This window comes from Microcoleus sp. PH2017_24_DOB_U_A, assembly GCF_020738205.1.
Classification (GTDB): Bacteria; Cyanobacteriota; Cyanobacteriia; order Cyanobacteriales; family Microcoleaceae; genus Microcoleus.
Window position 1 is genome coordinate 58,407 of record NZ_JAEQCT010000072.1, and the last position, 11,093, is coordinate 69,499.

At 46.5% G+C, this 11,093-nt stretch carries 10 protein-coding genes, 1 tRNA gene and 1 pseudogene; 9 read left to right on the forward strand and 3 right to left on the reverse strand.

What is annotated here, in order from left to right:
- Positions 1 to 21: 21 nt before the first annotated feature.
- Both JGK07_RS20785 and JGK07_RS20790 read right to left on the reverse strand, forming a co-directional pair.
- A complete protein-coding gene (locus tag JGK07_RS20785) occupies positions 22 to 438 on the reverse strand; it encodes a tetratricopeptide repeat protein (RefSeq protein ID WP_293186825.1) in 417 nt (138 codons plus the stop codon).
- 159 nt (positions 439 to 597) lie between these two features.
- The gene (locus JGK07_RS20790) at positions 598 to 951 is read right to left on the reverse strand and encodes an iron-sulfur cluster assembly accessory protein (protein ID WP_265238087.1); all 354 of its coding nucleotides are present in this window, start codon (positions 949 to 951) and stop codon (positions 598 to 600) included.
- Between the two features lie 55 nt (positions 952 to 1,006).
- Between JGK07_RS20790 and JGK07_RS20795 the strand changes: the two genes are divergently transcribed.
- The 9 genes from JGK07_RS20795 to JGK07_RS20835 all read left to right on the forward strand — a co-directional run bounded on the left by JGK07_RS20795 (position 1,007) and on the right by JGK07_RS20835 (position 10,539).
- Complete coding sequence (locus JGK07_RS20795) at positions 1,007 to 1,330, forward strand: hypothetical protein (RefSeq protein WP_293186824.1); 324 nt, start codon at positions 1,007 to 1,009, stop codon at positions 1,328 to 1,330.
- A 90-nt stretch (positions 1,331 to 1,420) separates the two neighbouring features.
- A complete protein-coding gene (locus JGK07_RS20800; protein WP_293186823.1) occupies positions 1,421 to 3,061 on the forward strand; it encodes a hypothetical protein in 1,641 nt (546 codons plus the stop codon).
- Positions 3,062 to 3,217: 156 nt separating this feature from the next.
- On the forward strand, positions 3,218 to 3,472 hold the full coding sequence (locus tag JGK07_RS20805) for a hypothetical protein (protein ID WP_293186822.1): 255 nt from the start codon (positions 3,218 to 3,220) through the stop codon (positions 3,470 to 3,472).
- Complete coding sequence (locus JGK07_RS20810; RefSeq protein ID WP_293186821.1) at positions 3,462 to 3,833, forward strand: type II toxin-antitoxin system PemK/MazF family toxin; 372 nt, start codon at positions 3,462 to 3,464, stop codon at positions 3,831 to 3,833. Before JGK07_RS20805 ends, JGK07_RS20810 begins: the two co-directional genes overlap by 11 nt.
- Before the next feature lie 62 nt (positions 3,834 to 3,895).
- Positions 3,896 to 5,329 carry a 9,9'-di-cis-zeta-carotene desaturase gene (zds, locus tag JGK07_RS20815; protein WP_293186820.1) on the forward strand — a complete coding sequence of 478 codons (1,434 nt, stop codon included), beginning with the start codon at positions 3,896 to 3,898 and terminating at the stop codon, positions 5,327 to 5,329.
- A 249-nt stretch (positions 5,330 to 5,578) separates the two neighbouring features.
- A complete protein-coding gene (locus tag JGK07_RS20820) occupies positions 5,579 to 6,025 on the forward strand; it encodes an SRPBCC family protein (RefSeq protein ID WP_293186819.1) in 447 nt (148 codons plus the stop codon).
- A gap of 222 nt (positions 6,026 to 6,247) precedes the next feature.
- A complete protein-coding gene (locus JGK07_RS20825; protein WP_293197206.1) occupies positions 6,248 to 8,266 on the forward strand; it encodes a serine/threonine-protein kinase in 2,019 nt (672 codons plus the stop codon).
- A gap of 84 nt (positions 8,267 to 8,350) precedes the next feature.
- A tRNA-Val gene (locus JGK07_RS20830) sits at positions 8,351 to 8,424 on the forward strand.
- 207 nt (positions 8,425 to 8,631) lie between these two features.
- Positions 8,632 to 10,539, forward strand: coding sequence for an RNA-binding domain-containing protein (locus JGK07_RS20835; protein ID WP_293186817.1), 1,908 nt, complete (start codon positions 8,632 to 8,634; stop codon positions 10,537 to 10,539).
- A 184-nt stretch (positions 10,540 to 10,723) separates the two neighbouring features.
- On the opposite strand, the pseudogene JGK07_RS20840 reads toward JGK07_RS20835, so the two are convergent.
- Positions 10,724 to 11,093: pseudogene (locus tag JGK07_RS20840) on the reverse strand (HNH endonuclease); the annotation flags it as partial.

Here is an 11,093-nt window from a genome sequence, read left to right on the forward strand (position 1 = left end):
AAATCGACATTGTTTGGGGGCTTACGCTTCCAGAAGCCACTGTTTCACGCGGGCGAGACTCTTCCAGTCCGGTTTGCGGCTTAATCCTTCTTCAAAATTTTTTGTAACTTCCTCTAACAACTCTTCGGAAGCCATCAGGAGTTGCTGAGCAACTTCTACGTGGGGGCGCACCCCTTTTTCTTTGAGATCCAGAATCGCGACTGCTAGGTTGATGCGAGCTTGGGCGTCGTGAGGGTTCAATTTAACCGCTGTTTTCGCTGCTTTTTGAGCCGATCCGGGTTTATTTTCCAAAAGGTAGAGCCACGCGAGGCTAGCCCAGGCATTGCCATTTTTGGGAGATTTCTCGCACAATTCTTTGAACACGGGGATCAGATTAGCAGGGGCTTCGCCAGCTTGGTAGCGATCGAAACCGTCTTTAAACATTTCTTCAGGGGTCATTCGATTTTGGATTTTGGATTTTAGATTTTAGATTGCTCGAAAGCATGGGGTGCGGGACAAAGGAAGCGCATCCGAGGCTAATTGTCGATCGCGATTGTCAGCAATTAGCTGGAGACCAATTACCAATGCCCATACCCATGCCCCAAGCAATTTTCCCATTTAAGCAGAAAAAGAACTGCCGCAGCCACAAGTTTGAGTAGCGTTGGGGTTGGTGAACTTAAAGCCACCGCCGATCATCGAATCGCTGAAGTCGAGCACCAAACCGTAGAGATAAAGAATGCTCTTGCGATCGCACACTACCTGAAAACCCTCGTAGTCGAACACTTCATCGTCAGATTTCACAGTGCTGGGGTCTGCGAAATCCATCACGTAAGACATACCAGAACAGCCGCCCTGCCGCACCCCTACGCGCAAGCAGAGGTCTTTACCTTGTTTTTCTCGAAGAGCTAAAACTTGACGAACAGCAGAGTCCGTCATTTGAATGCCCCGCTGTTGGGAAATCGCTTGAGTCATAATCTGTCGAACTCCTGAGACTGTCGAATGTTAAGAGTTTAATCTTATACCTCCATTGTACAGGGAAGGAAGAAGGAAGAAGGAAGAGGGAAGAAGGAAGAGGGAAGAAGTCATTAGTCATCAGTCATTAATTAGTGCGAGCGTCCCCGAAGAGCGAACGTTATCAGTATCAGTCATCAGTCAGTCACCTACTTTCCTGCCAACTGCCAACTGCCAACTGCCAACTGCCAACTGCCAACTGCCAACTGCCAACTGCCAACTGCCAACTGCTTTCGGAGTCAACTGTCAACTGTCAACTGTCAACTGTCAACTGAACGTTGAAGGCAGAATTTTTAGCCGGAAATTTTTAATTACGGTGAGACCTCATTTCCAAGCTTGATGTCCTCTCCCCCTATAGGGTTTATGATTGAGAAGCAGCGGTTGACCCTTTGTGGCACCGCAACAATGCTTCACCCAACGGGCTTACTCTATGGCAGCGCTGAATCGCTCTACTCTTCGTCGGCTACAAAACTTACCTCAAATTCCCAGCGTGTGGGAGGGCGACCGCCGACCGTTATCAAATGCTGACTCGCACATGATGCTAGAGGACGACGACGATCCAGAAGCTGGTGGCGAGTGTATTCTCTGGGTGGACGGCTCTGAAGGCATCGTGAGGGCTATGGACATGGTAGGCCCAGATGCTGGGCCAGAGGCGATCGTCCGCGCTCTCCTGCGGGCAATGGAACATCCCCAAAGTCCGGCCCCCGCAGTCCGCCCCCAAAAAATCGTAGTCAAAAATCGAGAAATTCAATTTTACCTGCGGGGAATACTTCAAGATTTAGGTATTTCCATTGACTACGTACCGGAATTGCCCTTAATTGATGAAATCTTTCGGGGCATGGAAGAGGTCGCTGTGAATCGGCCTCCCGAATTACCGCCTGAGTACGCCGAAGTGCTAATGGAAAAAGCCGCTCAAATTTGGCACGATGCTCCGTGGCGGACTTTGAGCGAACATCAAATTATATCTATTGAAATCAATCAGTGGGATGTCGCCAGCCTCTACGTATCCGTATTGGGCCAAGGGAGAATGGATTACGGAGTTTTGCTGTACCGATCTCTAGAATCCTTGAAGCGGTTTCGAGAGCGAGTTGTCAACGATGACTCTTTTGAAGATTTAGAACAGGCTTTTTTAGGGCAAGACTGTTTGTTTCTCACCTTTGAAAGCGCCGGCGAGCTTGATGAGGATGACGATGACGAAATTGATTTAGCCGATTTGCCTCCATCGGAAATTGAACCGAATTTTGGCAACCTGCATCCTTTAGAAGGATTGCGATCGATTCTTTACGAAGAAGAAGCCCTGACGATGTTAGTTGCTCTCGAAGCATTCCACCGCTTTTTCCACAACGGCCGCCGGAAATTGGCAGCAGACACATTTCCCGCTCTCAACAGTCGCTACCGCATCCCTGTTCCGCAGTCTGATGGAGAAATTCAACAGGTATCGGTTAAAGTTTCGACGATGCCTGAGGTGTCAGACGAATTATTACAGATGCTGGGCGATGACGATGACGATGAGGATGATGAATTTGAAATGCCACGGCTGCGGGACGATTTGGTGCCGCAAAATTCATTCTTGAGTCTGGGTGTCGTACCTTGGGAAACGGTAGATTTTCTACGCGGAAGTGTCCAGTTTCACGAAGGTGCAGAAGTCGATATTAATACCGCCGGGGATGGTTTGCCTGTAGTGATGATTCAAACTTCCAATCCCAAGGCTAAAACTATGATTCAAGATTTGAAAGAAGCTGGAGGGGTGAAGGCAATTTGTTTTAATCCGGGCGAAGATCCTTTTCAAGACGAGCAATACGACTTGGGTATTTTGCAAACAAAAAATGGGGAATTGTATTTGTTTGGCGAGTTTAATGAAAACGACCCGGTGCATCAGGAAGCTCGCAAAAAGTGGGAGCGCCGCTGTAAATCAACTAACGGTTGGTGCGGTTTGGTGATTGCTAAAGGGTTGATGGGTGCTTCTCGCGGTCAGCCTCAGTTTAAGGATATGGTCGCTTTGTTTGAGGTGCGCTGGGTTTCTCCTAAAGACTTAGGAATTGGGCCACTTCAGTTGATGCCGATGTTTTAAAGTAAGTTGTTAGTTGTTAGTTATTTGTTATTTGTTATTTGTTATTTGTTACTCGTGTGATGCTGCTAATAACCAATAACTAACAACCAATGATATTAGTCGCCAGTCAACAGTTAGCAGTCATTTTTTTTATTTGAATTGGCAAGGAGAACGAACGTGTCAAATTCTACTCAAAAGCGAGAAGTGTTGGTCGCCCTTGATGCCAAATTTGCTGACAAAATAGACCAGGTTACTGATAATTGGACGGAGGCGATAGAACAAGCTCTCCGTCTCTGGTACGCCAAGCAAATAGAAGATAAATTGCGGAAATTTTATCTCAACCGCAGTCAAGAAGATATTCAGGATGAAAAAGAGTGGTTTGATTTTGTAGAAGAACAGATAGAGGAAGCATGGAACGCCGATGGACTCTAATTCAATAACTACAACTTATCCCAGACAAGGAGAGATTTATCTTTCAAGGGCTTTGCGTCAGTTAGGAGATACAAAAAAAAGACCTGTAGTTGTGGTTTCTCCTGACATCCGCAACGAGTTTAGCGATTCTGTGATTGTTGTTCCTTTCACAAGTAACCTTACAGGCGTAGATAATCCTAATCGCATCTTAATTCCGGCTGGTGAGGGAGGATTACAAGCTGATTCTTTAGCTGTCTGCGAAAATGTGTCTGCTTTGCGCCAGACTTATCTGGAACAAAGCCCTTACGGTGCAATTAGTGCGGATTTTTTGGCAAGAATTCAGAGAGGGGTGCAAGTGCCGATCGGCATTTACGCACTTTAGAATGTTTCGGAAACTCTAAAACTTGTTACAATTTGTAAAAATACTGGATAAGGATAGGTAAAATGCGGGTTGCGATCGCAGGTGCGGGACTGGCTGGAATGACCACAGCAGTCGATTTAGTGGATGCCGGCCACGAAGTAGAAATTTTTGAGTCCCGCCCTTTTGTCGGCGGCAAAGTCAGCAGTTGGGTAGATCCCGACGGGAATCACGTTGAAATGGGTTTGCACGTATTCTTCGGCTGCTATTATAACTTATTTGCCCTAATGAAAAAGGTGGGAGCTTTTGACGATTTGCTCCTCAAAGATCACGTCCACACTTTTATCAATCGAGGCGGCGAAACTGGTTCTTTGGATTTTCGCTTTCCCGTGGGTGCTCCTTTGCACGGTTTGAAGGCATTTTTCACTACATCCCAGCTAACGGTACAAGACAAAATTCAAAATGCGATCGCCCTGGGAACTAGCCCCATCGTCCGTGGTTTGATCGACTTTGACGGAGCAATGAAAACTATCCGCAATTTGGATAAAATTAGCTTTGCTGACTGGTTCCGCAGTCAAGGCGGCAACCAAAACTCCCTCAAAAGAATGTGGAACCCGATCGCCTACGCACTAGGTTTTATCGACACCGAAAATATTTCTGCCCGGTGTATGTTGACAATCTTCCAATTCTTTGCCTCCAAAACCGAAGCCTCTGTCATGCGGATGCTGTCCGGTTCTCCCAACGAATATTTGCACAAACCAATTGTCGAATATTTGGAAAGTAAAGGAACCAAAATTCACACGCGGCGCAGAGTGCGAGAAATTCAGTTTGAAGAAGGCACAGAAACGCGCGTGACAGGTTTGCTAGTAGCTAACGGCGAAACTGAAGAACATATTACCGCAGATGCCTACGTTTTCGCCTGCGACGTGCCTGGAATTCAAAAAATATTGCCTCCAGCTTGGCGCAAGTGGTCGGAATTTGACAACATTTATAAGTTAGATGCGGTACCTGTTGCGACAGTACAATTGCGGTTCGACGGTTGGGTAACGGAACTGGAAGATGAAGCCAAGCGCAAACAGTTGAGCCACGCTGTAGGCATCGATAATTTGCTATATTCAGCAGATGCAGATTTTTCTTGTTTTGCCGATTTGGCGCTGACAAGTCCCAAGGATTATTATAAAGAAGGACAAGGTTCTCTGTTGCAGTTGGTGCTGACACCGGGCGATCCGTTTATCAAACAAAGCAATGAGGCGATCGCCCAACACGTACTCAAGCAAGTTCAGGATTTATTCCCCTCAGCACGGGAATTAAATATGACTTGGTACAGTGTGGTTAAGCTCGCTCAATCTTTGTATCGGGAAGCGCCGGGAATGGATGTTTACCGCCCCGCTCAAAAAACTCCTGTTGCTAATTTCTTTTTAGCAGGAAGTTACACTCAGCAAGACTACATTGATAGCATGGAAGGTGCGACTCTTTCCGGTCATCAAGCGGCTAAGGCTATTCTGGAAACTTACAGTTAGTTGGCAGTTGATAGTTGGCAGTTGGCAGTTGGCATTAGTCGCTCCAGTGAAAAATGCTAAAAGCTAAAAGCTAATGATTTTCTCTCGTTTCCAGGCTCTGGCTGGGAATGCCTTGGAGGAGGCTCTGCCTCTGATATTCGCTTTTGAAAACCGAGGCGGAGCCTCTGGATATGCGTTACCAGGCCGAGCCTGGAAACGAGAAGAAACAATTCTTCAATCTAAAATCTAAAATCTAAAATCTAAAATCGAATGACTGATTGGTTAGAGCATAGTGTACAAGTAGAAGTGGCAATTCCTATCGAATTAGCGTGGGAACTTTGGTCTGACTTAGAGCAAATGCCGCGCTGGATGAAGTGGATAGAATCAGTTCGAGTTCTCGAAGAAGATCCAGAATTATCGCGCTGGAAACTTGCAACCGGGGGGTTACAATTTAGCTGGCTTTCTCGGATTCTCAAATTAGTGCCAAATCAGATAATTCAGTGGGAATCTGTAGACGGTTTGCCAAATCGCGGTGCGGTGCGGTTTTACGATCGCAAAAACAGCAGCATTGTCAAACTAACGGTGGCTTATGGAGTTCCCGGCTGGTTGGCAACATTGATGGACAATTCATTTGTAGGGCGAGTTGTTGAATCGACTATTCAGGCTGACTTGGAAAGGTTTAAAGAGTATGCTCTGAATGTTAAAGCTAGATCTTAAATGCTGCGGACTGAAGTCCTCACTACAAACTGGTTTGATCGTTCGGACTTCAGTCCTTTAATTTTAAATTGTAACGCGAGAGATAAGACTCGGCGGTTGAAACCGCGACTACACAAACGATGTCCGCCTCCGCGGACTAAGAAATAAAGGGGATATTTAAGTCGGATTTGGTATTGCCTCAGTATCATAGAAATATGCTGCTGATTGCTTCCCGGTTCAGTTATGAGTTATTGCCTAAACCCCGCCTGTCAAAACCCGCAAAATGCCGATCGAACTCAATTCTGCCTGAATTGTGGCACAAAACTGTTGCTGAGAGAGCGTTACCGCGCCATCAAACCCCTCGGTAGAGGCGGTTTTGGCCGTACTTTTTTAGCCGTTGACGAGGACAAACCCTCAAAACCGCGCTGTGCAATCAAGCAGTTTTTCCCCCTATCCCAAGGAACCAGCAGCGCCGAAAAAGCAGCAGAATTATTCAACCGAGAAGCGGTGCGGCTGGACGAATTGGGGAAACACCCGCAAATTCCCGAATTGCTGGCGCACTTTCAGCAGGAACGATATCAGTATTTAGTGCAGGAATTTATAGAAGGTCAAAATTTACAGCAAGAATTGGCGGGGGCTGGGGCTTTTAGCGAAAATCAGATTCTCGGTATGCTGAATGATTTATTGCCAGTATTGCAGTTCGTGCACGATCGCAATGTAATTCACCGAGACATTAAACCACCTAACATTATCCGCCGCCGCATTGCTCAAACTCCGATTATTTATACTTACCCAACACTAACCGGGGAATTAGTTTTAGTTGACTTTGGTGCTGCAAAACTTGTGGAGGGTTTGAGAGAAACAGGTACAGTGATTGGTTCGCCTGAATTCGTGGCGCCGGAACAAATTCGAGGTCAAGCGGTTTATGCTAGCGATTTGTATAGTTTGGGCGTAACTTGCATTTATTTACTGACTCAAATATCTCCGTTTGATTTGTTCGATATCAATCAAGATGTTTGGGTTTGGCGAGATTTTTTGAAGGTTCAAATCGATCCGAAATTAAGCCGCATCATCGACAGAATGATCGAACCGAGTCTCAGTCGCCGCTACAAATCTGTAGCTGAAGTTCTCCAAGATTTGCAGCCGAAGCAGTCGGGGGCGGGCACGCACCATCCACCGCCCCTACCAGCGCCTGCAATTCCCGCGCCGCAGAGGATGCCTGCGGTGCAGAATGCCGTGCCACCAACGGTTGCAGGCACTATTATACCTGTGCCACCGATGCAGCGGGTTGTGCCAGCACGCGCGCCTACTTGGAGGTGCGTTCATACTCTGGTAGGGCATTCCCATGCTGTTACGTCGATCGCATTTAGTCCCGATGGTGCGACTTTAGCTAGCGGGAGTGAGGATAAGACGATCGAGATGTGGAAGTTGGACGCGGGTAAGCGGTGGTACACTCTCACTGGTCATTCTGACTGGGTGACTTCTGTGGCGTTTAGTCCTGATGGCGCGACTTTGGCTAGCGGCGGCCGGGATAAAACGATTCAAATTTGGGATTTGAATAAGGGTAAGTGGTGGTATGCTTTGCGCGGTCACGAGGATCGAGTTTATGCTGTGGCTTTTAGTCCCGACGGTCAGGTTTTGGCGACGGGGAGTCGGGACAAGACTGTGCAGTTGTGGAATTTGAATAAGGGTAGGCCGATGTCGGCTTTGAATGGTCACGTCGGTGGGGTGGAGGCGGTGGCTTTTAGTCCTGGTGGGGAGTTTTTGGCGACGGGGAGTCGGGATAAGAGTTTGCAGTTGTGGGATTGGCGCAATGGTCGATCGATTTGTACTTTAGCAGAGCACGGGGATTGGGTGCGGGCGATCGCCTTTGCTGCGAACTTCCCCAGCCAGGGCGGGCACGGGGGCACCGCCCCTACAAGGGGGGGAGTAGGAGAAGGATCGATTTTGGTTAGTGGGAGTCGGGATGGTACAGCGAAGCTGTGGCGGGTGGACGCACAGGGGCGAGGTACGCTGCTGCGGAGTATGAGGGACAATTCTGGGGATGTTTTGTGTGTGGCGTTAAGCCGGGATGGTGGGTTTTTGGCGACGGGGAGTCGGGATGGTTCGATTTATTTGTGGGATACGGCTACGGGGGGTTTGCTGGAACTTCTGACGGGACACGGGGGGGAGGTTTTGTCGGTGGCCTTTAGTGCTGATGCGGGGTGTTTGGCTAGCGGTTCGGGCGATCGAACTGTGAAGATTTGGCGGGTTGGGAATTAGGGGTGGTGGCTGTGGGTGGCTTGAAAAATTTTATATTTATGCTTGACAATCCATCTAATGTTCTGCTACATTGGTAATTCGTGAGGACGCATAGCTCAGTTGGTTAGAGCACTACGTTGACATCGTAGGGGTCACTGGTTCGAGTCCAGTTGTGTCCATAGTTTTTTAAGCCTTATGGCTACGACATTTAGGACTCTGACTTAATGTATAGTAACAAAATATTTATCACTGATAACATACTTAATCGCGCTGGCAGCGATCGACTCTTGTTGGTCTGTGGGTTTGAGCTTTGAAATACTGGCAGCGCTCAAACGCCTTTATGAGAAAGAACTGGAGTTTACTCACCCTGCTTCAGAGATAAGGAAATGGATTTAGAAACATTACTCGATCGCATAAACCTTGGAGAAGACCAAGACATTGAATTTAAGTCTGCTGACGGTGGTTTTCCCAAAAGTAGTTGGGAAACAGTATCAGCATTTGCCAATACAGATGGTGGTTATATTGTTCTAGGTGTCACGGAAAATCGAAATGGGTTCGAGATTTCAGGTGTCCGTAACCCCAGTGTACTATTAAAAGAATTTTGGAACAATCATAACAATCTGCAAAAACTCAGCACTCCTATCTGTTTTAACTCCGATCTAGAACAACTAGAGATTGAAACTAATAAGTTAGTCATTATTAAAGTGCCAAGAGCGACTCGGACACAGCGACCAGTTTATATTAACAATAATCCCTTAACAGGCACATATAAACGCAATTATGAAGGGGATTATCGTTGCACTGATGCTGAAATCCGTCAAATGTTGCGCGATGCCAGTGATGCACCTCAAGATATCCAAATTTTAGAAGGTTTCGACCTTAGTGATATCGATACAGAAACATTAAAATCCTTTCGTCAACGGTTTAGCTCTAGAGAACCAGATCATCCTTGGCTGGCATTACATGATTCGGATTTGTTGCGTCAGTTAGGGGGATGGAGTCGCGATCGCAGCACGGGTCAAGAAGGGTTAACTATTGCTGGTTTGCTCATGTTTGGTCGCGAACGTAGTATTTTAGATGCACTGTCTCACTACCAACTTGATTATCAGGAGCAACTTTCTGACGATCCAGAAACACGATGGACTTACAGACTAACACTTGACGGCAAGTGGGAACCTAACTTGTTTAATTTTTACTATCGTGTTTATACTCGTGTAGTTAATGATTTAGAAGTTCCTTTCCAACTCGACAAAGATGCCATACGTCGTGGCGAAACTCATGTCCATGAAGCATTGCGAGAGGCTTTGGTCAATACTCTTATTCATGCCGATTATCAATCTACTCGCCCTTTAAAAATTACCAAGTATAAAAATGGTTTTTCGTTTTCCAATCCGGGTCGTCTGAGAATTTCTATTCAGCAGCTTTACGAAGGCGGCGTTAGCGATCCTCGCAATCCTAATTTGCAAAAAATGTTTCAAATGCTTGGCTTAGGAGAAAAAGCAGGATCGGGCTTTAGAAAGATGATCCGCGCATGGATAGAGCAGCAATGGTTTCCTTTGGTATCAGAGAAATTAGAGTTAGAGATGACTTTGGTTGCTTTACCAATGGTGAGCATGATTCCCGAAAATGTCGAAACAGAGTTAAGGGAAATTGTGGGAGATGACTATTGCGAATTGACCGAATTAGAGCGGATTATTTTGATACTGGCACATCAATCAGGAGAAATTAGCAATGCTGACATTCAGTGTTATAGTCGAGAACATCCCAGAGATATAGGGGAATGTCTCAAGCAATTCGTAAATAATGGTTGGTTAGAGCGCTCTGGTCGTGGTCGCGGAACTCAGTACGCTCTACCAAATAAAAGTCAACCTGATTTACTTTCCTTGATTCCAAGCTCCGTGCATAATGAGCCAAGCTCCGTGCATAACGAGTCAAGCTCCGTGCATAATTACTCAAGCTCCGTGCATAATGAGTCAAGCTCCGTGCATAATGATGAAAATTTCTTTTTACTAGAAATAGCTGCTCCGGTTCGAGAAAAGCAACGGGCAAGTCCAGAGTTGATGAGAAACACGATTCTGAAACTTTGCTCGGAAAGATATTTAACTGTCAAAAGATTAGCTGAACTATTGAATCGCAGTTCTGAAACAATTAGGACTCATTTTATTAATCCAATGTTGTCAGAAAAATTACTAGAACTCAAATATCCTGATGAACCAACTCATCCTCAGCAAGCATACAGAACTTTATTGTCTCAAGGAATCAGCAATATTTCTGATACTCCGCCATCTTTTTAAACCTCACAAAACCTCCTTGACACCAGCCATCCGCCCACAACGCGGGAATCTTAAACTTCGCCCCACAGTTGGGACATTCCGATCGGTACGCCTCTAATCGCCGATTTAGCGGACAAGAGTGGAAAACCCATACATATAACCATCATTGCGGTGAACAGTTTTGCAGTATTTGTGACGCACAGGGCTAATTTTTCCCCAAGCTACCAACGTGAGTACCTGCAAATTTCCCGATCGGCAGAATTGCTTTCACCATATCTCCAGTCTGGAACCCAAAAAAAGTCTTGCACCTGGTTCTGTGTTTGCTGGGAAACCCATATTTATTGGGCGTACACATCTGACGGTTGCCCCATCCTTTGGCAGTTATCAGTAGTGGTTGCCTACTTAGTACCGCCAGTTGTTCTACTTTACCTACACAGGCAGCATCCAGCCAGTGAGTTTTTGGCAATCCCATTCGAGTTCGATTGTACTGAGTTTGCCCTCCCGTACCAGTTGTTACTGGCAAGCCTGTTTGTTGGAGTTTCTCAAACAGCGCCCGTCGAGTAGAATTCACGGCT